The sequence below is a fragment of the Actinokineospora alba genome, assembly GCF_004362515.1.
GTDB classification, from domain to species: Bacteria; Actinomycetota; Actinomycetes; order Mycobacteriales; family Pseudonocardiaceae; genus Actinokineospora; species Actinokineospora alba.
In genome coordinates this window covers 7,157,576-7,181,414 of record NZ_SNXU01000001.1, presented here as the reverse complement: position 1 = coordinate 7,181,414, position 23,839 = coordinate 7,157,576, and the positions used below count along the sequence as shown (strand labels likewise).

The 23,839-nt window shown below is 70.6% G+C and carries 28 protein-coding genes; 15 read left to right on the top strand and 13 right to left on the bottom strand.

The window, feature by feature from the left end:
* Positions 1-117: 117 nt before the first annotated feature.
* Positions 118-1,389 (top strand): uracil-xanthine permease family protein, encoded by a 1,272-nt coding sequence (locus tag C8E96_RS32455; RefSeq protein WP_324187086.1) that lies wholly within the window; start codon positions 118-120, stop codon positions 1,387-1,389.
* On the opposite strand, the gene C8E96_RS32450 is transcribed toward C8E96_RS32455, so the two are convergent.
* Entirely contained in the window at positions 1,364-2,377 is a 1,014-nt protein-coding gene (locus C8E96_RS32450; RefSeq protein WP_091371460.1) for a quinone-dependent dihydroorotate dehydrogenase, read from the bottom strand. The genes C8E96_RS32455 and C8E96_RS32450 overlap by 26 nt on opposite strands.
* Positions 2,378-2,420: 43 nt before the next feature.
* On the opposite strand from C8E96_RS32450, the gene C8E96_RS32445 reads away from it, so the two are divergent.
* The 3 genes from C8E96_RS32445 to C8E96_RS34360 all read left to right on the top strand — a co-directional run bounded on the left by C8E96_RS32445 (position 2,421) and on the right by C8E96_RS34360 (position 4,015).
* A complete protein-coding gene (locus C8E96_RS32445) occupies positions 2,421-3,245 on the top strand; it encodes a hypothetical protein (protein ID WP_133794935.1) in 825 nt (274 codons plus the stop codon).
* A gap of 7 nt (positions 3,246-3,252) precedes the next feature.
* On the top strand, positions 3,253-3,801 hold the full coding sequence (locus tag C8E96_RS32440; RefSeq protein ID WP_228769719.1) for a phosphotransferase: 549 nt from the start codon (positions 3,253-3,255) through the stop codon (positions 3,799-3,801).
* Between the two features lie 67 nt (positions 3,802-3,868).
* Entirely contained in the window at positions 3,869-4,015 is a 147-nt protein-coding gene (locus C8E96_RS34360) for a hypothetical protein (RefSeq protein ID WP_228769720.1), read from the top strand.
* Positions 4,016-4,080: 65 nt separating this feature from the next.
* Here the strand turns inward: C8E96_RS34360 and C8E96_RS32435 are convergent, their stop codons facing one another.
* On the bottom strand, positions 4,081-5,394 hold the full coding sequence (locus C8E96_RS32435) for an RNA polymerase sigma factor (protein ID WP_091371181.1): 1,314 nt from the start codon (positions 5,392-5,394) through the stop codon (positions 4,081-4,083).
* Positions 5,395-5,569: 175 nt separating this feature from the next.
* The gene (gene ppgK, locus C8E96_RS32430) at positions 5,570-6,319 is read right to left on the bottom strand and encodes a polyphosphate--glucose phosphotransferase (RefSeq protein WP_091371184.1); all 750 of its coding nucleotides are present in this window, start codon (positions 6,317-6,319) and stop codon (positions 5,570-5,572) included.
* A gap of 80 nt (positions 6,320-6,399) precedes the next feature.
* Here ppgK and C8E96_RS32425 point away from each other — a divergent pair, with 80 nt between their 5' ends.
* Positions 6,400-7,200: an inositol monophosphatase family protein gene (locus C8E96_RS32425; RefSeq protein ID WP_091371186.1), complete on the top strand. Its 801-nt coding sequence runs from the start codon at positions 6,400-6,402 to the stop codon at positions 7,198-7,200.
* Here the strand turns inward: C8E96_RS32425 and cei are convergent.
* Positions 7,197-7,880, bottom strand: coding sequence for an envelope integrity protein Cei (gene cei / locus C8E96_RS32420; protein WP_228769721.1), 684 nt, complete (start codon positions 7,878-7,880; stop codon positions 7,197-7,199). The two genes, C8E96_RS32425 and cei, sit on opposite strands and share 4 nt — an antisense overlap.
* 514 nt (positions 7,881-8,394) lie before the next feature.
* Between cei and C8E96_RS32415 the strand changes: the two genes are divergently transcribed.
* Positions 8,395-8,703, top strand: a complete 309-nt coding sequence (locus C8E96_RS32415; RefSeq protein ID WP_091371191.1) for a DUF4193 domain-containing protein — start codon at positions 8,395-8,397, stop codon at positions 8,701-8,703.
* Positions 8,704-8,776: 73 nt separating this feature from the next.
* On the opposite strand, the gene C8E96_RS32410 is transcribed toward C8E96_RS32415, so the two are convergent.
* A complete protein-coding gene (locus tag C8E96_RS32410) occupies positions 8,777-9,271 on the bottom strand; it encodes a DUF3093 domain-containing protein (RefSeq protein WP_091371193.1) in 495 nt (164 codons plus the stop codon).
* Between the two features lie 24 nt (positions 9,272-9,295).
* On the opposite strand from C8E96_RS32410, the gene dut reads away from it, so the two are divergent.
* The 3 genes from dut (at position 9,296) to C8E96_RS32395 (ending at position 10,933) form a co-directional block, all read left to right on the top strand.
* Entirely contained in the window at positions 9,296-9,772 is a 477-nt protein-coding gene (gene dut / locus C8E96_RS32405) for a dUTP diphosphatase (protein ID WP_176926727.1), read from the top strand.
* Complete coding sequence (locus tag C8E96_RS32400; RefSeq protein ID WP_091371197.1) at positions 9,773-10,414, top strand: DUF3710 domain-containing protein; 642 nt, start codon at positions 9,773-9,775, stop codon at positions 10,412-10,414. It abuts the gene before it with no gap.
* A 147-nt stretch (positions 10,415-10,561) separates the two neighbouring features.
* Complete coding sequence (locus C8E96_RS32395; protein WP_091371200.1) at positions 10,562-10,933, top strand: single-stranded DNA-binding protein; 372 nt, start codon at positions 10,562-10,564, stop codon at positions 10,931-10,933.
* Between the two features lie 374 nt (positions 10,934-11,307).
* Here the strand turns inward: C8E96_RS32395 and C8E96_RS32390 are convergent, their stop codons facing one another.
* Positions 11,308-11,619 (bottom strand): hypothetical protein, encoded by a 312-nt coding sequence (locus C8E96_RS32390; RefSeq protein WP_228769722.1) that lies wholly within the window; start codon positions 11,617-11,619, stop codon positions 11,308-11,310.
* The gene (locus tag C8E96_RS32385; RefSeq protein WP_228769723.1) at positions 11,595-12,344 is read right to left on the bottom strand and encodes an alpha/beta fold hydrolase; all 750 of its coding nucleotides are present in this window, start codon (positions 12,342-12,344) and stop codon (positions 11,595-11,597) included. Before C8E96_RS32385 ends, C8E96_RS32390 begins: the two co-directional genes overlap by 25 nt.
* 64 nt (positions 12,345-12,408) lie before the next feature.
* Between C8E96_RS32385 and C8E96_RS32380 the strand changes: the two genes are divergently transcribed.
* The 3 genes from C8E96_RS32380 (at position 12,409) to C8E96_RS32370 (ending at position 14,609) form a co-directional block, all read left to right on the top strand.
* Positions 12,409-12,786: an OB-fold nucleic acid binding domain-containing protein gene (locus C8E96_RS32380; RefSeq protein ID WP_091371207.1), complete on the top strand. Its 378-nt coding sequence runs from the start codon at positions 12,409-12,411 to the stop codon at positions 12,784-12,786.
* Complete coding sequence (locus C8E96_RS32375) at positions 12,783-13,493, top strand: DUF3159 domain-containing protein (protein ID WP_091371209.1); 711 nt, start codon at positions 12,783-12,785, stop codon at positions 13,491-13,493. The genes C8E96_RS32380 and C8E96_RS32375 overlap by 4 nt, the downstream gene beginning before the upstream one ends.
* A gap of 165 nt (positions 13,494-13,658) precedes the next feature.
* On the top strand, positions 13,659-14,609 hold the full coding sequence (locus tag C8E96_RS32370) for an acyl-CoA desaturase (protein WP_091371211.1): 951 nt from the start codon (positions 13,659-13,661) through the stop codon (positions 14,607-14,609).
* A gap of 50 nt (positions 14,610-14,659) precedes the next feature.
* On the opposite strand, the gene C8E96_RS32365 is transcribed toward C8E96_RS32370, so the two are convergent.
* Both C8E96_RS32365 and C8E96_RS32360 read right to left on the bottom strand, forming a co-directional pair.
* Positions 14,660-15,316: a potassium channel family protein gene (locus tag C8E96_RS32365; protein ID WP_091371213.1), complete on the bottom strand. Its 657-nt coding sequence runs from the start codon at positions 15,314-15,316 to the stop codon at positions 14,660-14,662.
* A complete protein-coding gene (locus C8E96_RS32360) occupies positions 15,316-15,981 on the bottom strand; it encodes a potassium channel family protein (protein WP_091371215.1) in 666 nt (221 codons plus the stop codon). Before C8E96_RS32360 ends, C8E96_RS32365 begins: the two co-directional genes overlap by 1 nt.
* Before the next feature lie 123 nt (positions 15,982-16,104).
* Here C8E96_RS32360 and C8E96_RS32355 point away from each other — a divergent pair, with 123 nt between their 5' ends.
* The gene (locus C8E96_RS32355; RefSeq protein WP_091371218.1) at positions 16,105-18,111 is read left to right on the top strand and encodes an APC family permease; all 2,007 of its coding nucleotides are present in this window, start codon (positions 16,105-16,107) and stop codon (positions 18,109-18,111) included.
* The gene (locus C8E96_RS32350; RefSeq protein ID WP_091371220.1) at positions 18,108-19,304 is read left to right on the top strand and encodes a class I SAM-dependent RNA methyltransferase; all 1,197 of its coding nucleotides are present in this window, start codon (positions 18,108-18,110) and stop codon (positions 19,302-19,304) included. Before C8E96_RS32355 ends, C8E96_RS32350 begins: the two co-directional genes overlap by 4 nt.
* Before the next feature lie 204 nt (positions 19,305-19,508).
* Here C8E96_RS32350 and C8E96_RS32345 read toward each other — a convergent pair whose 3' ends face one another.
* Genes C8E96_RS32345 through C8E96_RS32335 form a run of 3 tightly spaced genes read right to left on the bottom strand, consistent with a single transcriptional unit; the run spans position 19,509 to position 21,878 of the window.
* Complete coding sequence (locus C8E96_RS32345; protein WP_166658200.1) at positions 19,509-20,285, bottom strand: ESX secretion-associated protein EspG; 777 nt, start codon at positions 20,283-20,285, stop codon at positions 19,509-19,511.
* The gene (locus C8E96_RS32340; RefSeq protein ID WP_091371225.1) at positions 20,278-21,456 is read right to left on the bottom strand and encodes a PPE domain-containing protein; all 1,179 of its coding nucleotides are present in this window, start codon (positions 21,454-21,456) and stop codon (positions 20,278-20,280) included. The genes C8E96_RS32345 and C8E96_RS32340 overlap by 8 nt, the downstream gene beginning before the upstream one ends.
* Complete coding sequence (locus C8E96_RS32335; RefSeq protein ID WP_091371227.1) at positions 21,453-21,878, bottom strand: hypothetical protein; 426 nt, start codon at positions 21,876-21,878, stop codon at positions 21,453-21,455. The genes C8E96_RS32340 and C8E96_RS32335 overlap by 4 nt, the downstream gene beginning before the upstream one ends.
* 140 nt (positions 21,879-22,018) lie before the next feature.
* On the opposite strand from C8E96_RS32335, the gene C8E96_RS34355 reads away from it, so the two are divergent.
* On the top strand, positions 22,019-22,648 hold the full coding sequence (locus C8E96_RS34355; protein WP_133794933.1) for a TetR/AcrR family transcriptional regulator: 630 nt from the start codon (positions 22,019-22,021) through the stop codon (positions 22,646-22,648).
* 182 nt (positions 22,649-22,830) lie between these two features.
* Here the strand turns inward: C8E96_RS34355 and C8E96_RS33655 are convergent, their stop codons facing one another.
* Positions 22,831-23,823 (bottom strand): hypothetical protein, encoded by a 993-nt coding sequence (locus C8E96_RS33655; protein WP_166658199.1) that lies wholly within the window; start codon positions 23,821-23,823, stop codon positions 22,831-22,833.
* Between the last annotated feature and the right edge of the window lie 16 nt (positions 23,824-23,839).

The following is a 23,839-nucleotide window of genomic DNA, read 5'->3' as shown; positions in this document are numbered from 1 at the left end:
CACCACCGGTCACTAGGGCATCTGTGTGAACATCACGGTGTCGTATCGACTTGGCGACTACCTGCTGTGGCACCATGCACCGACAAATCCCGGGCGTGGGTGGAGGCGGCATTGACGGTGTGGTCCGTGCACGGTGACGGCCGCCGCGTCCGTGATGGTGATCAGGTAGCCCCGAACGAACGGCTCAGCTGGCCGCTGACCATCGGGCTCGGACTGCAGCACGTGGCCGCGATGTTCGGCGCCACGGTGCTGGTGCCCGCCCTCACCGGTTTCCCGGTGACGACCACGCTCTTGTTCTCCGGCGTCGGCACCCTGCTTTTCCTGATCATCACCCGCAACCGCGTGCCCAGCTATCTGGGCTCGTCGTTCGCGTTCATCGCACCGCTGATGGCCACCCGCGACGAGGGCATGGCCGCGCAGCTCGGAGGCGTGCTCACAGCCGGTCTGCTGCTGATGGGTGTCGGCGTCGCGGTCAAGGCCCTCGGCGTGCGGCTGCTGGACTCGGTGATGCCCCCGGTCGTCACCGGCGCGGTCGTCGTCCTGGTCGGCCTCAACCTCGCGCCCACCGCCACCCAGTCGTTCGCCAAGCAGCCCGTGGTCGCCGTGGTCACCCTCGCCACGATCCTGGTCTGCGGGGTCGCGCGCGGTCTGCTCTCCCGCGTCTCGATCCTGATCGGCATGCTGGTCGGCTGGGCGTTCGCCGTCTTCACCGACGCGCTGAGCGACGACCGGGTCGCCGCGCTCGCCGCCGCGCCCTGGTTCGGCCTGCCCGAACTGAGCGGTCCGCAGCTGCGTCCGTCGGTGGTCTTACTCGTCATCCCCGTCGTGATCGTGCTCGTCGCGGAGAACGCCGGGCACGTCAAAGCCGTCGGCACGGTCACCGGCCGCAACCTCGACGGCAGCGTCGGCGACGCGCTCATCGCCGACGGCCTGGCCACCACGCTCGCGGGCGCGGGCGGCGGCTCGGGCACGACGACCTACGCCGAGAACATCGGCGTCATGGCACTGACCAAGGTCTACTCCACCGCCACCTACGCCGTCGCCGCGCTGACCGCCATCCTGCTGTCCCTGGTCCCGAAGTTCGGCGCGCTGGTCAACACCATGCCCGACGGTGTCCTCGGCGGCGCCACGCTGCTGCTCTACGGGATGATCGGCTTGGTCGGCGTCCGCATCTGGATGGCCAACAAGGTCGACTTCACCGACCCGGTCAACCAGCTCGTCGCCGCGGCGGCCGTGGTCGCCGGCGTCGGCAACCTGACCATCACCATCGGCGAGCTCACGATCGAGGGCATCGCCTGGGGCTCGATGTTCATCGTGCTGGCCTACCCGCTGCTGCGCTGGTGGCGCGGCCGCGGCGACGAGGTCATCGTGCGGCGACCGCGCGGTTGATCCGGCGCACCAGCGGCGGACCCTCGTAGATGAACCCGGTGTAGAGCTGCACCAGGGTGGCGCCCGCGTCGAGCATCCGCAGCGCGCCGTCGGCGTCGAAGATCCCGCCCACGCCGATCACCGGCAGCCCGCTCTCCTTGTGCACGAAAGCCACGACGTCGCGCGCCCGCTCGGCGAGCGGCCGCCCGCTCAGACCGCCTGCCTCCTCACCCGTCTCGACGTCGGACGGCGCGAGGCCCTCGCGGCTGAGCGTGGTGTTGGTGGCGATGATCCCGTCGACCCGGTGGTCGGCGCAGACCTGCAGCACCTCGGCGATCGCGTCGTCGGTCAGGTCGGGGGCGATCTTGACCAGCAGCGGCTTCGTCGACTCCTTGCGCAGCTCGCTGACAAGCACGTCCAGCGCCGCCCGGTCCTGCAGCCCCCGCAGCCCGGGGGTGTTGGGGGAGCTGACGTTGATCGCGAAGTAGTCGCCGAACTCGTGCAGCGCGCGCAGCGAGTGCCGGTAGTCCTCCACGGCCTCGTCGACCGGCGTCACCTTGGACTTGCCGATGCTGATGCCCAGCGGCACCCCGACCGGCCCGGTCGCGCGCAGCCGCGAGGCTAGCGCGTCGGCGCCGGCGTTGTTGAAGCCCATCCGGTTGACGATGGCCTCGCTGTCGGTGAGCCGGAACAGCCGCGGCTTCGGGTTGCCCGGCTGCGGGTGCTGGGTGACCGTCCCGACCTCGACGAACCCGAACCCGAGCGCGGGCCAAGCCCGCAACGCGTGCCCGTCCTTGTCCATCCCCGCCGCGAGCCCCACGACGCCGGGGAAGTCCACACCGAACGCCCGCACGGTCTTCGACGTGCCGAAGTAGCGGCGCAGGACGGACACGGCCGGGCGGACTTTCGCCAGGCGGGTCAGGCCCGCAATCGTGCGGGTGTGGGCGATCTCGGGATCGCCGCCGCCGAGTTTGAACAGGGTGCTTCGAATCAGCTGCTGGTAGACCACGTCCACATCGTGTCACCCGCCCGGTTCGGACATGATGGTCGGTGTGAGCGTCGACGACTTGTACGGGCTGCCGCGGGAGGAGTTCATCCCCGCCCGCCGCGAACTCGCCCGCCAGGCCAGGGAGGCGGGCGACAAAGAGGGTGCGGCGGCCATCGAGAAGCTGGCGAAGCCCACCACGGCCGCCTGGCTGGTCAACCGGCTGGCCCGCGAACACCCGGACGAGATCGAGTCCCTGATCTCCCTCGGCGACGAACTCCGTGAGGCCACGGGCAACGCGTCGGGCTCGGAGCTGAGGGCACTGACCCGGCAGCGCACCGAGCTGATCGGCACCCTCGTCGGCCTGGCGGGCGGCACCAAGCTGACCGACGCGATCACCCGTGAACTCGAGGACATGTTCACCGCCGCCGTCGCCACCCCCGAAGCCGCCGAAGTCCTGCGCGCGGGCCGGATCACCACCGCCCGCGACCTGGCCATCGCCCCCACCTGGCCCGGCCTGTCCTTGTCCCCGCCGTCGAAACCCGCCGCCAAGAAGCCCGCGGAGAAACCCAAACCGCGCGCCAAGCCCGACGACGCCCGCGCCCGCAAGGCCGCCGCCCGCCAGGCCCTGGCCGAGGCGAAGGCCCAGGTAAAAGCCGCCGAAGCCGAACGCACCGCGGCAGACAAGGCCATCCGAAAAGCCGAGGACGCTGTGACAGCAGCCGAAAAACGCGTCCGAGACCTCAACGCGGAGCTCGACGCCGCGGAGGTGGCCGAACTAGAGGCCCGCCGCACCCTCCAGCTGGCCCGCCGGGACGCGAAAGAGGCCGAACGGGCAGCGGGACTCGCTTGGCGCAAGATGCAGCAGATAGAGGAGAGCTCAGGGGATTAGGTCCGTCGTGGAGGAGATCCCGCTCACCGGTGGAAACGCGAGCACCGGCGTCGTCAGAGTCGGAGACACCGTGCGCCGCCCGGTAGGCCCCTGGACGCCATCGGTGCACGCCCTGCTGACACACCTGCGATCGGTCGGCTTCCCCGGCGCGCCCCGACCGCTGGGCATTGACGAGCGGGGCCGGGAGGTCCTGGAATTCGTGCCCGGTGAGGTGCCCTGGCCGGTCGCGGGCACCCGGCTGGAGCCCGACCGGGCGATGGTGGGTGTGGGCAGATTGATCCGAGACTTCCACGACGCGGTCGCGGACTTCGTCCCACCCGCCGACTCGACGTGGCAGGTGCTCATCCCGGCTGACGGGGCTGAGACCATCGCCCACCACGACCTCGCGCCGTGGAACCTGGTGGTGAGTGAGCGGCGCTGGGCCTTCATCGACTGGGACACCGCCGCCCCCGGAACCCGCCTGTGGGACGCCGGCCTACGCCGCGCAGGGTTTCGCCCAGCTGTCGGCTACGACGGCCACGACCGTGGCGGCCCGCCGATTGAAGTCGTTGGTTGACGCCTACGGCCTCGATGAACCGCAACGGCACGCGCTGCTTCGTCTTCTCGGCCCGCGAGCCAGATCGATGCACGATTTCCTGGCCGCCCAGGCCGCCGCGGGCACCCAGCCGTGGACCCGCCTCTGGCTGGAGGGCCATGGCACGACGTGGCGGCTCGCCGCGGACCACATCGAGCGGCACGCCGAAACCTGGGCGCGTGCTCTGCTCGACTGAACCCGAAGACAAAGACGCCGTCCGCTCCACGAAGGAGCGGACGGCGTCCGTAAGCGGTCCTCGGCTTATTCGAGGTAGTCCCGAAGCACCTGCGAGCGCGACGGGTGGCGCAGCTTCGACATCGTCTTCGACTCGATCTGGCGGATGCGCTCACGGGTCACCCCGTAGACCTGCCCGATCTCGTCCAGCGTGCGCGGCTGGCCGTCGGTGAGGCCGAAGCGCAGGCGGACGACGCCCGCTTCGCGCTCCGACAGCGTGGCCAGGACCGACTGGAGCTGGTCCTGCAGCAAGGTGAACGACACCGCGTCCACGGCCACGACGGCCTCGGAGTCCTCGATGAAGTCGCCGAGCTGGCTGTCGCCCTCGTCGCCGATCGTCTGGTCGAGCGAAATGGGCTCCCGGGCGTACTGCTGGATCTCCAGCACCTTCTCCGGGGTGATGTCCATTTCCTTGGCGAGCTCTTCGGGCGTGGGCTCGCGGCCCAGGTCCTGGAGCAGCTCACGCTGTATGCGGCCGAGCTTGTTGATGACCTCGACCATGTGCACCGGGATACGGATGGTGCGCGCCTGGTCGGCCATCGCGCGGGTGATGGCCTGGCGGATCCACCACGTCGCGTAGGTCGAGAACTTGTAGCCCTTGGTGTAGTCGAACTTCTCGACCGCGCGGATCAGGCCCAGGTTGCCTTCCTGGATCAGGTCCAGGAACGCCATGCCGCGGCCGGTGTAGCGCTTGGCCAGCGACACCACGAGCCGCAGGTTCGCCTCGAGCAGGTGGTTCTTGGCCCGCTCGCCGTCCCGGACGATCCAGCGCAGGTCGCGCCGCATCTGCGGCTGCAGCTTCTCGCTCTCGTCCTCGGACTTGCGCACCCGCTCCGCCGCGTAGAGGCCCGCCTCGATCCGCTTGGCGAGTTCGACCTCCTCCTCGGCGTTGAGCAGCGCGACCTTGCCGATCTGCTTGAGGTAGGCGCGCACCGAGTCGGCCGACGCCGTCAGCTCGGCGTCCTTGCGGGCCTGGCGGAGCGCCTCGGACTCCTCCTCGTCCCAGACGAAGTCGCCGTCCTTGCCGGGCTCCTTGGGGTCCTTCTCCTCGGGCTCCTCGGCGACCTCTTCCACCGGCTCGACCTCGACCTCTTCGAGGTCGGCCAAGTCGGGGTTGTCGGCGTCCTCGGGCTCTTCGCCCTCGGGGCCGTCGCCCTTCTTCGGCGCGGCCTTGCCCGCGGCGGCCTTCTTCGGCGCGCGCGGCGTCTTGGCGCCCGCGGCCTTCTTGGCCGGCGTCTTGGTCGCGGCGGTCAGGTCTTCTTCCGACGGCTCGCTCTTGGTCGTCTTGGCGGCGCTTGCCGACGCGGTGGAGCGTCGGGTTGCGGTTCGTGCGGCTGCCACGTACGCCCTTTCACAACTGTCCATCACAGCGGCGCCAAACTGGAAAAACACCTGGTCGCTGCCGGAGTTCGGGGGAGTGCCCTGCGGCTGCCTGAGCCATGGGCGTGTTCCATTGTAGCGACGCGCGGCGTGTCGCCGGGACACGCCAAGACCGAAAGTCGCCCGAGTCGTGCTTTCAGGCCCCGGCCGCGGCCACCGCCGCACCGACAATGCCCGCGTCATTGCGCAATTCCGCGGCGACGATCTTGGTCCGCACTTCGAGCAGCGGAAGCCACTTATCGGCCTTTTTGCTGACTCCGCCGCCCACGATGATCAGGTCAGGCCAGATCAGGTTCTCCAGGGCCGAGATGTAGCGGGTGACCCGCTGCGCCCACTCTGTCCACGACAGGTCCTCCTCGTCCTTCACCGACGCCGCCGCGCGCGTCTCCGCGTCGTGGCCGTCGATCTCGAGGTGGCCGAACTCGGTGTTCGGGACGAGCTTGCCGTCGAGGAACAGCGCGCTGCCGATGCCCGTGCCGAAGGTCAGCAGGACCACCACGCCCTCCCGGTCGCCCGTCCAGCCGTAGCGGATCTCGGCCATCCCGGCGGCGTCGGCGTCGTTGAGCACGACTACGTCACGTTCGAGCCGCTTTCCGAACACGGCGGCGGCGTCGGTGTCGAGCCACGCCTTGTCGATGTTGGCCGCCGAGTGCGTGACGCCGTTCTTGACCACCGCGGGAAGGGTCACGCCGACCGGCCCGTCCCACGCGAACTTGGCCACGATCTCGGCGACCACCTCGGTGACCGCGTCCGGGGTGGACGGGTTCGGCGTCGCGATGCGCACGCGCTCGCCGATCAGCCTGCCGGTCGCGAGGTCCACGACGCCGCCCTTGATGCCGGATCCGCCGATGTCGACGCCGAAGCCCTGGCCTGCTGCCGCACCCATCGCTCGACCTTCCTGTTCGATTCAGAACCAATGTCCGCAGACATTAGCCGTCGTCCGGGGCGTGTGGTCGGATAGGCCGCGTGACTCTCACCCCACACGACTTGCTCAAGATCGCGGTAGACGTCGCCTGCCAGGCGGCCGACCTCGCCCGGACCGCCCGCGAGAGCGCCATCCAGGACGTCGACACCAAGTCGACCGCGACCGACGTCGTCACCGCCGCGGACCGCGCGGCCGAACGCCTGATCCGTGAGCGCATCGCCGAACTGCGTCCCGAGGACGCCGTGCTGGGCGAGGAGGACGGCGGCGCCATCGGCGACGGGGTCACCTGGGTCGTCGACCCGATCGACGGCACGGTCAACTACCTCTACGGCTACCCCTGGTACTGCGTGTCGGTCGCCGCGCGGGTCGACGGGCACTCGGTCGCGGGGGCCATCGTCGAGCCGGTCAGCGGGCGGGTGTGGACGGCGGCGAAGGGCGAGGGCGCCTGGCTCGACGGCAGGCCGCTGCGGGTGGCCACGCCGGAGTCGGTCGAGCTGTCACTCGTCTCGACCGGCTTCGCGTACTCGCGGGAGCGGCGCACGGCTCAGGCCGCGGTCGCGGCCCGGTTGCTGGCCCGGGTCCGCGACATCCGCCGGGGCGGGTCGTCGGCCATGGACCTGTGCGCCGTGGCGGCGGGCTGGGTGGACGCCTACTACGAGCGGGGGCTCTCGCCGTGGGACTGGGCCGCGGGTGCCCTCATCGCCGCCGAGGCGGGCGCTCTGGTGTCGCTGCCCGGGGAGGACCCGGAACTCGGCCACGACGCCGTCTACGCCGCCGCACCGGCCATCGCGGACCCGCTGCGCGCGACCCTCATCGACATCGGAGCCGGCGGCGATTATTAACAGCGCTGGTCTAGGGCGCCGTCGATCAGGTCCTGCGGGATGGGGGCGGCGGAGCTGCCGTCGGCCAGCAGGCCGCCTTGGGCGTCCGGGTTCGACGCGGCCCACTCGGCGAGCGTCTCGACGACCTTGCGGGCCTCCGGGCTCGGCTTGAGGTGGTCGAACTTCTGGCCGATGGCGAAGTCGACGGTGGCGTCCTGGCGCTCGTCGCGGACCAGTTCCGCGCAGGGCTCCAGGATGTTCAGCGTCCGTGCGACTGACATGCCCTGCTGCCCGAACCGGATCTGCGCGCGGCAGTCGAGCGACCCCCGCGGGTAGACCAGGTCGTTCGCCGGGTCGGCGATCTGGGTGAAGCCGAGTTCGCGCAGGGTCTCGGTGACGGCGCCCGCCTGGCGGTTCTGCCCGCTGGCGTTGATCACGCGCACCAGCGCGGTGCCCGCGGGGGCGGGGTGGGTCTTGTCGAGGCCCGCGCGGTCGAGGGTCTCGCCCAGTGGCGGGGGTGTGGTGCCGTCGGCGGTGACCGCGGGCGGCGGGGAACAGGTCATCTCGTGCGCGGTCGACCGGTCGGCTTTGATCACCTGGAGCCAGACGATGCCCGCGGCGACGCCGAGGATCACGATGAGGATCAGCGCCGGGAGCGGACGCCGCTTGCGGTAACGGCCTCCAGGCGCGCTTCGCGTCACGTTGCCGGCCGCCACGATCGCGCCCTTCCTACGAACACCATGCCCTACCCCCGTAGGCATTGGGAGCCGGTTGTCCCGACTCGACTGTCGCTGCTGATCAGCCTATTGGAATCCGCGGATTTCGCAGCCCGGGCTGTGTTCGCGGACCTCGGCTCCAGGATTGTCCTCCCGGGGCCGCCCTAAACGTGATCCATTTCGGGGAATCGCACCACGCCACCCGCTGGTGGGCAAGGAACGTGTCCGGACCGCAACACGCTTTAGATGATCTCATCCGGGCTCCCGACGCGCCCGAAACACCCCCACTCGGGTGATGCTGTGCATGAGCGGCCGCTTATGAGCTACCCTCTGCCCGCTCCGGTCGCCGAAGAAGCCTGCCGAATCGATTCGGACGGCTGTGCCAAGCCGACGCGACCGGCGAGACCACCGTCACTCTAGTGGCGGGCACAAACCGGGGTGCTGGAACGTTGACCAGCGGCACGACCCACATCCTGATGGACCGCAGGGGTGAAAGAAGATGGCTACCGACTACGACGCACCGCGCCGCAGCGAGGCGGACGATCTCGCTGAGGACTCTCTTGAAGAGCTCAAGGCGCGGCGGAACGAGAACCAATCCGGTGTCGTCGATGTGGACGAGACGGACACGGCGGAGAGCTTCGAGCTGCCTGGTGCCGATCTGTCCGCGCTCTCGGGTGAAGACCTCACCGTTCGCGTGGTGCCCAAGCAAGCCGACGAGTTCACCTGCTCGAAGTGCTTCCTTGTGCACCACCGCAGCCGATTGGCCGAGGACAACGGCGGCACGTACGTCTGCCGCGACTGCGCGTAAAGCCCACAACGCAGCGCGTCGGACGAGCACGACCTGGAACAGCCGGGCCTCCCTTCGGGGAGCCCGGCTGTCCTCATGCCGTGCTGTTGCCTCGGAGGATCGCGGCCAGTTCCTCGGGCCTGCGGGTGCTGAACACCCAGTACGGCGTGGGGTCGGCGGGATCGGTGACCTGAACCCGCACCAGCGGCCCCACCCAGCCCCGGTGCAGCATGAACGCGGCCGGGTCGAGGTTCGGACCCAGCACGCGGCGCTTGTCCTTGGCCCCGAAGACCTCGACCTCGCCGACGAACTCCAACGGCAGGTGCGCGTCGGCCACCCGCAGCTCGCCGTCCTCGACGGCCACCTTCGTGCGACCCGACTTCACGATGAGCAACAGCGCCAGCGGCACGATCACCAGGTACGGCAGCCACGCCCGGACACCCGGGTAGCCCATGTGGATCTCGGCGGCCAGCAGGCCCGCGGCGATGAGCGGCAGCGGCCACCAGTACCAGGTCACATACAGGCGCTCGCGGTAGCGCTCGCCGGTGGTTTGGGGTGCGCGCGCACCCGTGCCTGAGGTATCTGTCACGAAGCCAGGGTAGTCTCGCCGCTCGTGCCCAGCGTGGAGGTCCTGCTCACCCGGATCGATCCGGACGTCCCCCTGCCGTCATACGCCCGTCCGGGCGACGCGGGGGCCGATCTGGTGACGACCGTGGATGTCATCATCGCCCCGGGACAGCGGGTGACCGTCGGAACGGGCATCGCCATCGCCCTGCCCGAGGGGTTCGCCGGCTTCGTCCATCCGCGATCCGGGTTGGCCGCCAAGGCGGGGCTGAGCGTGGTGAACACGCCTGGCACGATCGACTCGGGGTACCGCGGGGAGATCAAAGTCTGTTTGATCAACCACGACCTGACCACACCGATCAGCCTGCGACGCGGAGACCGGGTCGCGCAGCTGGTGGTGCAGCGGGTGGAGCACGCGGTGTTCCGCGAGGTGGACGAGCTGGGGGAGTCCCGGCGCGGCACCGGGGGATACGGGTCGACCGGCGGGCACCAGGTGCTCACCGGCTCGGCGGGGACGGAGGACTAGGTGGGACTGTTCGGGCGCCGCAAGCGCACTGCCGATGAACCGGCCGTCGTCGATGAGGACTTCGACGACTATTCCGATGACTCTGACGCCTCTGACGAACTCGTGGCCCGCGACGACGGGCCGTTCGACGAGTCCGAAGCCCCCGAGGACGATTTCCCCCGGCTCGACCTGGGGTCGGTCCGCATCCCGGTGCCCGACGGCGCCCAGTTGCAGGTCGAGATGGACCCGAGTGGCCCGGTCCGGGCGGTGCACGTGCTCACCCCGGTCGGCCAGCTCACGCTGAACGCCTACGCGGCGCCCAAGTCCGGCGGCCTCTGGCGCGAGGTCTGCGGCGAACTGGCCGAGCAGCTTCGCTCCGACGGCGCCACCGTCCGCAGCCAGGTCGGCGACTGGGGGCAGGAACTGAGCGCGTCCCTCGGTGAGGTCTCCCTGCGCTTCGTCGGCGTCGACGGCCCCCGCTGGATGCTGCGCGGTGTCGTCGCGGGCCCCCCGGACCTGGCCGACACCAGCGCCGAAGCCCTGCGGGCCATGGTGCGCAGCACCGTCGTCGTGCGCGGCACCCAGCCGATGCCGGTCCGCACGCCGCTGCAGATCGACCTGCCGCAGGCCATCGCCGAACACATCGCCCAAGCGGAGCAGTGAGCACACAGGTCTGACACTTCTCGCCGGCCGAGCCCCGGTGGTCCACAGCGACCGAGGCTCGGTCCACAGCTCCGCCCTGCCCTCTGGCCGTCCCCACCGTTGCCGCGGCAACGTGGTCGGGACAGCAGCGGCGGAAGGAGCGGGAACGTGTTCGAGACGGTGGTGACGGTCGTGGGCTGGATCTGCGGCGAGCTCACGCGCAGGCGCACCGGGGACGATGTCCAGGTGGTCAGCTTTCGCATGGTGGCCCAGGAGCGGCGGTACGACCGCGACACCGGCGAGTGGTCCGACGGCGAGCGGATGTTCCTGTCCGTCCACTGCTGGCGCACGCTGGGGCAGAACGTGTCCGCCTCCCTGAAGAGAGGCGATCCGGTCATCGTCACCGGCAGGCTGTACCACCGGGAACACCTGGCCGAGGGCAGGCAGCGCCTCAGCGTCGAACTGGACGCCAGATCGGTGGGACCGGATCTGTCCCGGTGCGCGGTGATGGTGAGCCGGGAGGAGAAGGCGGCGGCCTGAGGACGGGCCCACCCAGCCAGGCCCCAGCCCGGAGCTGCCCGCACAGGGTGGTGCGGCTACCCCGGCAACGCAAGGGGCCGATCCCAACGGCCTGTTCGGGTGGTTCGCCTTGATTTGGGGTGAAATGGGCCAAAATCGCGGTGCGGGTGAGGTTCCTTGAGCTCGCCTTTTGACCCGCACGGCCCATTTCGAGGGGCCCCAAATCAAGGCGAACCACCCGAACAGGCACCAGCCCGAGAAAGCACCCGGCTTACCTGCTCGTGGTGCGCAACCACGTCCCAAAACCCAGGGCAGCCGCCCGAGGCCCACGGCTCGTCGGTGACCGGCAGGCAAGTGGCTACGACTGGCCGACCCCTGCGCCCGCGGGGAGTGGCCTACGGCTCTTCGGCCGCCACCTCAACGACCGGCACCAGCTCAACCGTCGCACCCGAGGCCGCCAGCAGATGCGCCGCAGCGGCGCGGCGGGGGTCGGCGCGGTAGGTGGTGAGGCCGGACTCGTCGGCGAAGGACAGCAGGTGCACCTCGGTGCGTTCATCGAGTGATCGGAGTCTGCGGTCGAGACGGCCGCCGTGGTCGGAGAGGAGGGGAAGCACGGTCGACTCATAGGCGAGGAACGCTTCGAGGCCGCCTTCGGGGATGCGGGCGACAGCGACGTACTCGATCACCCCTGGCTCGCCTTCAGCCACGCCAGCACCGTGGCCCGGCCCAGGGCCTCCGGGTCCACGCCGATGATCTCCAGTCGGGTCGTGCACAAGGCGGCTCGGGGGAGGGCTCGGGTCCAGGCGGTGGCGATCTCCAGCGGGTGGATGGCGTCGTCCGTGCAGCCCGCCACGCCGCACGGCATGGTCAGGCCCGCCAGTTCGTCGAGGGTGGGGGCGGGTCGGTCGGCGGCGGTGTCCAGGGAGTCGGCCAGGGCGTCGCCGTAGCCGGTCCAGGCTCGCGTCAGCTCTGTGGCCAGCCATCCGGGGACGTCGGCGATCGCGGCGGCGATGGCGGCTGTGGGGCCCAGCGCCCGGACGGAGGCGGCGCTGTAGCGGGCTGCGACGGCGGCCGGTGCTGCTTCCGGCTTGCCGTGCCAGCCGGGCAGGGCCAGCAGCAGCCCCGCGCAGCGGTCGGGATTGCGCAGGGCCCATTCGGCTGCCAGGTGGGCGCCCAGGGAGATGCCTCCGGCGACGATCGGTTCGTCCCGGGCGGCTTCGTCCAGGGCGGCCAGATGGGCGCTGACCAGGTCCGCTCCGGGAATCGGCGCGGGCAGGACCGCCTTGAGGCCGACGGCGGCCAGCGGCACGTCGAACACCGAGCGCACGAACACGTCGTCGGAGCCGGTCCCGGGCAGCAGTACGGCGGTGCGGGCGCCAGTCGGCGGCTGGGTCACACTGACGCCTCGTTCCTTGTCCTCTTCGTACCCCACGCGGTTAACCTGATTGTGCATGGGTCGTTCGTCGGGGCCGACCCCACCACGGAAGCGGATTCACATGGGCACCAAGGGGGACGGTTATTGGCACCGTCTGGTCAAACGACTGACCACCGACGTGGACGTGCTCGACGCTGACGACCTGTCCGAACAGGCCCAGGCGCACGGCGCGCGGCGGGCGAGTGAGTGTCACTCCGGTGACGAGGTGACTGTTCTCGGCCGGCTGCGGAGCGTCGAGCTGTGTCCGCGGGACGCGGTGGCCACGTTGGAGGCCGAGCTGTTCGACGGGACCGAGGGCGTGACACTAGTCTGGCTCGGTCGTCGCCGGATCCCGGGGATCGAGCCGGGCCGAACCGTCAAGGCGCAGGGCCGGATCGCGGTCCGCGACGGCCGCAAGGTTCTGTACAACCCCTACTACGAGCTGCAGACCACCACATGACGCAACCGGCCCCTGAGGTCAACAAGCCCGCCGACGACGATCAGCCCATGCCCACGCTGCTGGAGCAGATGGGCGGAGTCAGCGGGCTGATCTATTCGTCCGTCCCGGTGTTGGTGTTCGTCCTCGCCAACGCCCTGTTCGGCCTCACGGTCGGCATCTGGAGCGCCATCGGCGTCGCCGTGCTGATCACCGTCCTGCGCGTCGTGCGCAAGGAGGCGCTGCAGCCCGCGATCTCCGGCTTCTTCGGGGTCGCGATCGCCGCGTTCATCGCGAACCAGACCGGCTCCGCCAAGGGCTTCTTCCTGCTCGGCATCTGGACCAGCCTGGTCTACGGCGGGGTCTTCCTGCTGTCGGTGCTGATCCGCAGGCCGCTGGTCGGCGTGATCTGGTCCCTGTTGAACGGTCTGGGCCAGAGCTGGCGCCAGGACAAGCCGTCGCGCCAGGCCTATGACATCGCGACGCTCACCTTCGTCGCCGTGTTCGCCGCGCGGTACGTGGTGCAGAAGTGGCTCTACGACGAGGACCTCACCGGCTGGCTGGCCGTCGCCCGCCTCGCCATGGGCTACCCGCTCTTCGCCGTCGCGCTGGCCGTGACGGTGTGGGCCGTCCGCCGCGCCAAGCACCGCCAGGAACTGCGCGAGGCCACCGAGGAAACCGACGAGCAGGTCGAGGCCCGGTTGCGCGCCAAATACGGCGAGACCTCCTGACACCGACGTCGAGCAGGCCATCACCCACGGGGTGGTGGCCTGTTTCGTACCCGGAGAAGTTTCCCTTCCAGCCATTCTGCGGAAGCCCGCCGTCGCGTAGACTTACGGTTACGTAACCGTAGGGACGTCTTGGGGGAGACGCCGGGAAATCCGAGGTAGCCAGCAGTGACGACCACTCTCGAAGCCACACCGCCACCCGCCGCACCCGGATCGAAACCCCTCACCGACCGCCGCAGAGGCTTCGCCGAGCAGGCCGCGGTCTACGCCTTCGTCGTGATCCCCTTTCTCGCCCTCGCCGCGGCCGTGCCGTTCGCCTGGGGCTGGGGCCTGGGCTGGGTCGACATCGCCCTCGCGGCCACGTTCTACGTGATCAGCGGCCTCGGCGTGACCATCGGCTACCACCGCCTGTTCACCCACGGCTCATTCCGGGCGAACCGCGGCCTCAAGATCGCGCTCGCCGTCGCGGGTCAGCTCTCCGCGCAGGGCTCGGTCATCGAGTGGGTCGCCGACCACCGCCGCCACCACGCGTTCTCCGACAAGGAGGGCGACCCGCACTCCCCGTGGCTCTTCGGCACCGGACCGGTCGCCATCGCCCGCGGCTTCTGGCACTCGCACGTCGGCTGGCTCTTCGACCGCGACTGCACGACCGTCGACCGCTTCGCCCCCGACCTGGTCGCCGACGACGACCTCAAGGCCGTCGACCGCCTGTTCATCCTGCTCACGACGCTTTCGCTGGTCCTCCCGGCGGTCCTCGGCGGCCTGATCACCTGGTCCTGGTGGGGCGCGCTGACCGCGTTCTTCTGGGCGGGCCTGGTCCGGATCTCGATGCTGCACCACGTGACGTGGTCGGTGAACTCGATCTGCCACATGATCGGCGAGCGGCCGTTCAAGTCCCGCGACAAGGCGTCCAACTTCTGGCCGCTGGCGATCCTGAGCTTCGGCGAGTCCTGGCACAACCTGCACCACGCCGACCCGACCAGCGCCCGCCACGGCGTGCTGCGCGGCCAACTCGACATCTCGGCGCGCACGATCTGGATCTTTGAGAAGCTGGGCTGGGCGTCCAACGTCCGCTGGCCCACCCCGCAGCGCATCGAGAAGCTGCGCGTCGCGAAGTAAGCCTTCAAAAGCGAAAGGCCCGCACCGATCGGTGCGGGCCTTTCGTCGTTCTAGTGGCCGAGGGCCTTTCTGATCTCGCCTTCGACATCCGCGGAAGCCACGAACAGCAGCTCGTCGCCGCCTTCGAGCGAGTCATCCGGCTGCGGCACGATGACCCGGCCGCCGCGCAGGATCGTCACCAGGGCGGCGTCGCGCGGGAGCTTGATCTCGCGCACCGCCCGCCCGGCCCACGGGGTGTCGTGCGGCAGCGTCATCTCCACCAGGTTGGCCTGGCCCTGGCGCAGGGTCAGCAGCTGCACCAGCCCGCCGACACTCACCGCCTCCTCGACCATCGCCGCGAGCACCCGGGGGGTCGACACGGCGACGTCCACACCCCAGGCCGAGGTGAACAGCCACTCGTTGGACGGGTCGTTGACCCGGGCGACCACGCGCTTGACCGCGAAGACCGTCTTGGCCAGCAGCGAGACCACGAGGTTGACCTTGTCGTCGCCGGTGGCGGCGATGACGCAGTCGCACAGCTGGATGCCCGCGTCCTCCAGGGAGGCCAGCTCGCAGGCGTCGGCGAGAACCCACTCGGCCTGCTCGACCGTGTGCGGCTCGAACTGCTTGGCCTCACGCTCGATGAGCATCACCTGGTGGTCGCCGCCGACCAGTTCGGCGGCGATGGAGCGGCCGACAGCGCCTGCTCCGGCGATCGCGACGCGCATCAGTGACCCTCCTCCGGCGCCTGGGCGGCGGCCGTCGTGACGTCGGTGACCGTGCCGGAGAGCGCGGCGACATAGACCTGGTCGTCGGCCTGGATGACCGTCTTCGACTCGGCCAGCACGCCGGTGCCGAACCGCATGATGAACGCGACCCGGCAGCCCGTGGCGCTCTGGAAGTCGCGGACCGTGCGGCCGACCCAGCCCTCGTGCACCGGCACCTGCAGCAGCGCGACCTTGCCCGACGGGTCCCGCCAGGCCGAGGCGACGCCGTCGGGCAGCAGCGTGCGCAGCAACCGGTCGGTCGTCCACGGCACGGTGGCCACGGTCGGGATGCCCAGGCGCTCGTAGACCTCGGCGCGCTTGGGGTCGTAGATGCGGGCGACCACGTGGTCGACGCCGAAGGTCTCCCGGGCCACCCGGGCGGAGATGATGTTGGAGTTGTCGCCGCTGGAGACCGCCGCGAAGGCGCCCGCGCGCTCGATGCCCGCCTCGATCATCACCTGGCGGTCGAAGCCGGGACCGACCACCTGCTGGCCGTGGAAGTCGGCGCCGAGCCTGCGGAAGGCCTGCGCGTCCTTGTCGATCACGGCGACGGTGTGGTCCAGGCGCTCCAGCGCGTGGGCCATCGAGGCCCCCACGCGGCCGCAGCCCATGATCACCACGTGCACGACCAGCCTCCTCGCGGGTAAAACGCCCGAAACGGACGTCCGTCGAGCAGTCGGCGGACGCCACGGTTGAACCTACCGGTGCCTGCTCCGTTTGTGTGACGCGACCGCCTACGCTGTGCACCCGTGTCCAAGTTCTCAACGGCGGTCAAGCGACTGCTCGTCGGACGGCCGTTTCGCAGTGACCGCCTGGCGCACACCCTGCTCCCGAAGCGCATCGCGCTGCCGGTGTTCGCCTCCGACGCGATGTCCTCGGTGGCCTACGCGCCGGAAGAGATCTTCCTGATGCTGTCGGTGGCCGGATTGTCGGCCTACACCTTCGCCCCGTGGGTCGGTGTGGTCGTCGTGGTCGTGATGCTCACCGTGGTGGCCAGCTACCGGCAGAACGTGCGCGCCTACCCGTCCGGCGGCGGTGACTACGAGGTCGCCACGGTGAACCTGGGCCGCAAGGCGGGGTTGACGGTGGCCAGCGCGCTGCTCGTCGACTATGTGCTCACCGTCGCCGTCTCCATCGCCGCGGCCATGTCCAACATCGGCTCGGCGGTGCCCTACGTCGCCACCCACAAGGCGGAATTCGCCGTCCTCGCCATGGTGGTGCTGACCGCGATCAACCTGCGCGGCATCCGCGAGTCCGGCGCCACGTTCGCGGTCCCGACCTACGCCTTCATGATCGGCATCATGGGGATGATCGGCTACGGGCTGTTCCGCGGCCTGGTCCTCGACCAGGACATGCCCGCCGAGAGCGCGAACTTCGAACTCCACGCCGAGCACGGCGAACTCATGGGCTTGGCCCTGGTCTTCCTGATCCTGCGTGCGTTCTCCTCCGGCTGCGCCGCGCTGACCGGTGTCGAGGCGATCAGCAACGGAGTCCCCGCCTTCCGCAAGCCCAAGTCGAAGAACGCCGCGACGACGCTGCTGCTGATGGGCTTCATCGCCGTGGTGATGCTGATGGGCCTGATCGTGCTCGCGCAGCTGACGGGGGTGAAGGTCGCCGAGGACCCGGCGCAGCTGGTCAACGCCCCTGAGGGCTACGAGCAGAAGACGATGGTCGCCCAGATCGCGAGCGCGGTGTTCTCGGGTTTCCCGACGGGCTTCTGGTTCGTCACCATCGTCACCGCCCTGATCCTCGTGCTCGCCGCGAACACCGCGTTCAACGGGTTCCCGGTGCTCGGCTCGATCCTCGCCCAGGACCGCTACCTGCCCCGCCAGCTGCACACCCGCGGCGACCGCCTCGCGTTCTCCAACGGCATCATCGGGCTCGCGGCGTTCGCGATCATCCTCGTCGTGGCGTTCGACGCCGAGGTCACCAGGCTCATCCAGCTCTACATCGTCGGTGTGTTCGTCTCGTTCACGATGAGTCAGACGGGCATGATCCGGCACTGGAACCGCAAGCTGGCCTCGGAGACCGACCCGGTCGAACGCCGCCGGATGCGCCGCTCGCAGGCGATCAACGCGTTCGGCCTCGCGATGACCGGCGCCGTGCTGATCGTCGTGCTGATCACCAAGTTCCTGTCGGGGGCCTGGATCGCCATCGCCGCCATGGCCGCGCTCTACGCGATGATGACCGCCATCCGCAGGCACTACGACCGGGTCACGGCGGAATTGGTCAAGGCGGAGAGCGCGGGGCCGATCCTGCTCCCGTCGCGCATCCACTCGATCGTGCTCGTCTCCAAGCTGCACCTGCCGACAAGGCGCGCGCTGGCCTACGCCAGGGCGACCCGGCCGGACGTGCTCGAGGCCATCACCGTCAACGTCGACGACCTCGACACCAAGCGGCTGGTCGTAGAGTGGGACAAGCAGAACTTCACGGTGCCGCTCAAGGTGATCGAGTCGCCCTACCGTGAGATCACCAAACCGGTGCTGGACTACGTCAAGCGGGTCCGAACCGACAACCCACGCGATGTGGTCACCGTGTTCATCCCCGAGTACGTGGTCGGGCACTGGTGGGAACAGTTCTTGCACAACCAGAGCGCCCTGCGGCTCAAGGGCAGGCTGCTGTTCCAGTCTGGCGTGATGGTGACCAGTGTGCCGTGGCAGTTGGCGTCCTCGGCGGGTGTGCACGTCGACGACGTGGTCGCACCCGGCCTGGTGCGCCGCGGCCTGGCCGTCGACGAGGAGGAAGAACGCCGGTGACCGACTGGACGGGACGACGGGTCGAAGTGGAGGTCGGCGCGGTCGCGCACGGCGGCCACTGCGTCGCGCGGGCCGAGGGGCGGGTCGTGTTCGTCCGGCACGCGCTGCCGGGGGAACGTGTCATCGTCGAGATCACCGACGACAAGGGCGGCTCGTTCTGCCGCGGCGACGCGGTGGAGGTCCTGACCGCGTCACCCGCGCGCGTCGAGCCGCCGTGTCCGCTGGCCCGGCCGGGCGGCTGCGGTGGCTGCGACTGGCAGCACGCCACCGGCGTGGAGCAGCGGAACTTGAAGGCCGCTGTCGTCGCCGAGCAGTTGAAGCGACTGGCGGGCCTCGACTGGGACGTCGAAGTCGAGGAACTGGCGGGCGGCCTGCTGCACTGGCGCACCCGCAACCGGCTCGCCGTCGACCGGCAGGGCCGCCCGGGTTTCCGCGCGCACCGCAGCCACAAGGTGATCCCGGTGGAGCACTGCTACATCGCCGCGCCGGGCACCGTCGACCAGGTCGTCGGCAAGAAGTGGAAGCCGCGCGCCGAAGTCGACGTCTCGGTCGACGCGAACGGCCGCACCCACATCAGCGAGATCACCGAGGTCCGCCGCGAGACGGTGTCGCGCCGGGTCGCCGGCTCCGCGGTCGCCGTCGAACGCGCCGCCCGCCGCGACTGGCGGCTCGACGCACATGGTTTCTGGCAGGTCCACCCGGATGCGGCGGACATGCTGGCCGAGGTCGTCGCCGAGTGGTCGGGCGTCAAGCCGTCAGCGTGCGCGTGGGACCTGTACGCCGGTGTCGGCCTGTTCGCGGCGGTGCTGGCCGAGCAGGTCGGGCAGGAAGGTTCGGTCATCGCGATCGAGTCGTCCCGCCGGGCGGCCGAGGACGGCGCCGACAACCTGAGCGACCTGCCCCAGGTCCGGGTCTTCGCCGGGATGGTCGAACAGGTCCTGGTCGACGGCGACCTGCCCGACCCGCACGTGGTCGTCCTCGACCCGCCGCGCAAGGGCGCGGGCCGGGAAGTCGTGGACGCGATCGCGGCCCGGTCACCGGAGCGCGTGATCTATGTGGCGTGCGACCCGGCTTCGCTGGCCCGGGACGTGGCGTCGTTCGCGGGCCACGGCTACCGGCTGACGCGGCTCCGCGCGTTCGACACGTTCCCGATGACGCACCACGTGGAGTGCGTGGCGCTGTTGGAGCGCTGACGGGCGGGCCGCACCGGTCAAGCGCGCGGCCCTTGGTGCGCTGAGGGATGGCCTGCCCTGGTCTGGGCGGGCCGTGCCGGTGAGGGCTTGGTCCTTGGTGCGCTGAGGGATGGCCTGCCCTGGTCTGGGCGGGCCGTGCCGGTGAGGGCTTGGTCCTTGGCGCGCTGATGGATGGCCCGTCCCGATCTGGGCGGGCCACTCCGCTCAGAGTGCGGTCAGTTCGCCCATGGTCTCGGTGATCCGGGTCCGCATGGCCGTCCGGTCGGCGGGCGCGACCGTGATCCACGGCCGTCCGTCCGCCCCGGCCGTGTTGATGGCCAAATACCGCCCGTCGTCGGCCCGGTCGAACCACCGGGCCGCGAGCGCGCGCCGACGCCGGCCGGATTCCCGCAGGTTGATCCCGATCTGTCCGCCCGCCCGATGCGTGCCGCTCATCAGCTCCCGCAAATGCGGAGCCCGGTCCTTGGGCTCCCACGGACTTGTCTCCTCGGGAACCGTGCCCGCCAAGGCATCCGCCGCCATCGGCTCCGGCCGCCACGCGCCCGGTTTGCCCTCGGGCAGTTCGTCGAGGGCGGCATCGACGAGTCGCTGCGGTGGGATCTCCGTCAGCGTCAACGTGCCGCCCGCGTGCGAGTCGGGGCCTGGTTCCTGTCGCAACAGGACTGTCCGCCCATCGGTGCGGGCGGTGATCACCCGCACCGGCGACGCCAGGTTCTCGCCCGCGAGCCACACCGAGTCGAGCCACTGCTCGGCGGCGGCCACCACTCGCAGCGCCCGTTCCAGTCCTGGGTCGGGGGCGCTGACGTGGAACAGCCCGCGGTCACGCAGGCTGTCGCGCACGCGCAGCGCGATGGACACACGGTCGCGGTCGGTCCGCCCGAAACTGGGGACCTGCAGCGGGAACGGGTAGTCGCCCAGGTTCAGCGTCTGCCACACGTAGTCGAACTCGGTGGTGGTCAGCGACCACGGCTGCTCAGACACCGATGATCGGCCTTGCGCACGGCTCGTCGGACGCGAACAGCCCATCGTCCTTCTGCACGAACTTGGTCAAGCGTTCCTCGTCCTCATCGCCTTGCCCGCGCGCGCCTCCGCCGCCGCCGAACGGGCCGCCGAGCCCGCCCGCGCGTCCGCCCGCGCCGCGTCCCGCGCCGATGCCGCCGCGACCCGCGGGCCGCATGCCCGCCCCCGCGCCGAACCCGCCGCCCAGCCTGCTGTCCGCCCCACTGCCGGGCCCGCCACCCGAGAGCCCGGAGGTGATCCCCGCCGACCCGCCTCCGCCGGGGAGTTGGCCGAACGAACTGGCCGACGTGCCCGCGGCACCCGGACTGGTCGACGACACCGCCGTCGCGAACGCGGGCGTGGTCGAGTCGACGTCGACGTAACCCTTGGAGTAGAAGCGTTCCATCACCTCGGCCCCGCGCTGCTGGGCCTGCTGCTGCTCGACGAACTGCTTGAACACGTCGCCACCGCCGCCGACCGCCCCACCCGCGGCGGCGCCCAGTGCCGCGCCCGCGGCGATCCCGGCCGGGCCCGCGGCGGCTCCGGCGATCGCACCGACCACACCGCCGATGATGGCCCCCTCGGCCGCCACGACGAGCAGTCGCTGCCAGTTGAAGTCCTGCGGCTCCGGCAGGTTGATCTTGGCGAGGTCCACCGCGGCCGCCGCCTGGTGGATCCGGATTCCGGTGCCGTCGACCGCCGCGCCGAACGCCGAACCCCACTGGGCGAAGGCGGTGCAGTACCCCTCGGCGGCCGTGGCGGCGGGACCGGTCCACGTCTCGGCGACGGCCTCGGTCACCTCGCGGCGGAACGTCTCGAAGCTGTCGGCGATCTGACTGCCCAGCGCCTGCCAGGTCGACCCGGTCTCGGCCATCGCGTCCGGGCTGATGGCGTCGAGCAGCGCGCGCATCTCCTCGAGCTGCCACGCCTGCCAGTTGTCGAGTTCGGCGATCGTCGGGGCGTCGTAGCCCGCGCCCGCCGCGTCGGCCTGCTTGTCGCCCTGGGCCGCGAGCGCGTCGTGCCGGGCGCCGCTGTCCGCCGTGGCCGCGGCCTGGCCGCGCGCCTGCGCGTCGCGCGCGCTCGGGCCGTCGGTGCCGACCAAGGCTGACTGCACTTCCAGGACGGGGGCCAGCAGCTGTTCGACGGGGTTCACGCGCCGGTCCTCTCCGCCAGGTTCCGGAAGTGGGTGGCGGCCGACTCGTCGGTGTGGTCGTAGCCCGCGGCCGCGTTGTCGTAGCTCGCGCCGAGCCGGGCGAGCAGGTCTCGGGCCTGGCTGAGCAGGCTGATCAGCGAGTCGGGACCATCGCCCGCCTTCGCGATGAACTTGTTCGACAGTGACTCGCCGACCGCGCACTGGCCGAAGTTGTCCGTGCGCACCAGCCCTCGGGCCGTCTCCAGGGCACTGTCGATGCGGTGCACCTGGTCTCGGCAGGCCTTGGCGGCGCGGCGGGCTCCGTCGGGATCGACGCTGAACCGGTCGGTGTGCAGCAGGGTCTCGATCTGGCTCTGCCGCCCGATCAGCTCGGCCAACGCGCCCGCGGAATCGGCGAAGTCCGGGTCGTTCGGTCCGCGCACTGCTAACCCCCAGATTATGCTTGTCATCCAGATTACGAGCCTAATGTTACCGGGCGTGCTCGCTTGGTAGCGGGGAAATGTCTCGAATGCGCCAGGTACCCTCTCGGCACTCGTAGATCGACTCAGTGGAGACAACAGCAGTGACACCTCGCCGACTGCCTCGGGCCGAGCGGGCCGCGCAGACCCGGGAGGAACTGCTGGCCGCCGCCAAGCGCGTGTTCGCCCGCCGCGGGTACGCGGGCGCCTCGATCGCCGACATCGCCGAGGAAGCGGGATACAGCCACGGCGCGGTGTACTCGAACTTCGAGAGCAAGCAGGACCTGTTCTTCGCCCTGTTCACGGAGAGCACCGAAGACCGGGTCGCGGTGATCAAGGCGTTCTTCGCCGCCGCGGGCGGCACGTTCGCCGAGCGCGTCAAGCTGCTCGCCGACGAGAGCACCCGCCAGGTTCACGCCGACCCCGACCGGTTCCTGCTGAATCTCGAGTTCTCGATCGTCGCCGCCCGAGATCCCGCGCTGCGCACCAAGTTCGCCGACCGGATCGAGTCGATCCCGCGTGCGGTCGCCGAGATCATCGCGGCCGAACAGCGGGCGGGCCGCATCCGCGCGGACGTCGACCCGATGGAACTGGCGATCGGCCTGCACGCCCTGAGCATCGGCCTGGGAATCGACCACTGGATCGTGCCCGGCGCGGTCCGCCCCGAGTTCTACGGCGAACTCGTCGGCTACATCATGTCCGCGATCTCCACCCCACCCCCCGCCGCGCCCTAACCCCGCGAGTCGCCCTCCCCGGCAACTGAGTCGCCCCTCCCGGCAAGTGAGTTGCCCCTCCAGGCGAGTGAGTTCGACATTCGGGTCGGGCGAATGTCGAACTCACTCGCTGGAAGGGGCGACTCGTTTGCTGGGAGGGGCGACTCGCGGGCTCGGATCTGCCGTCGCTGTGAGCGGGTCGGTCAGGGGCGTGGGGGTCCTGGCGGGCGGCCGGGGAAGCCTGGGCCGTTGGGCGGCGGGAAGCCAGGGTGGGGCGGGCGGTTCCCCGCGGGCGGGTGGCCTGGTCCGGGCATGCCGCCGCCGGGGAACGGACCACCGGGACCGGCCGGGCCTCGAGGCGGGACTGGTCCGGGGCCGCCGGGGCCGGGAGGCATCGGCGGTCGGCCCGGCGCGGGCGGAATCGGGCCGGGCCGGGCGGGACCACCGGGTCCTCCGGGGCCGGGAGCGGAGGGTCCACCGGGAGCGGGCACCGCGGGGCCGCCGGGTGCGGGAGTCGGGGGACCGCCGGGTCCACCGGGCACCGGAGCCGCGGGACCGCCCGGTCCGCCGGGTGCGGGAGCTGCGGGACCGCCGGGTGCGGGCCCGCCAGGCCCACCGGGCAGGGGAGTCGCGGGACCGGCAGGACCCGAGGGCGCCGGTCCAGCTCCAGGGGTCTGACCAGCGGGAACAGGTCCGCCAGGCGCCGGGATACCGCCTGCGGGCGTGTGCGCCGCCTGGGTCTCCGCGGAGACCGCGGGCGGCATGCCTGCCCGGGCCCGCAGCCAATCGGGGATATGTTCCTCCGAACGGGGGAAGAACCGAAGCTCGTCCATGAACCCGATCGGCGGCGGCACGCGTCGCCACACCGGTTCGACGTCCGGCTCGAACTCCACCGCGAACCCGCCGGGCGGCTCGATCTCGTAGACCGCGACCAGCCAGGTCCCCCGACCCGGCCGGTACATCCCGCCGCGCAGCCGGGCGAAGCCGGAGACCACCTCGGTCGGCGGGCGGATCGCGTGTTCCTGCCCGTCATGGGCGGTGATCGTCAGGTCGACCTCGACGTGGCGACCCGCGGAGCGGTACTCGGCGCGGATCTTCTGCCAGTGCTGGCCGGCGACGCGCACCATCGCCCGGCCGACGTCCTTGGTCAGCCGATTCTGTTCGACCGGGTCCATCACCGGCTGCGGTTCCGTCATCGTTCCCCCACCACAG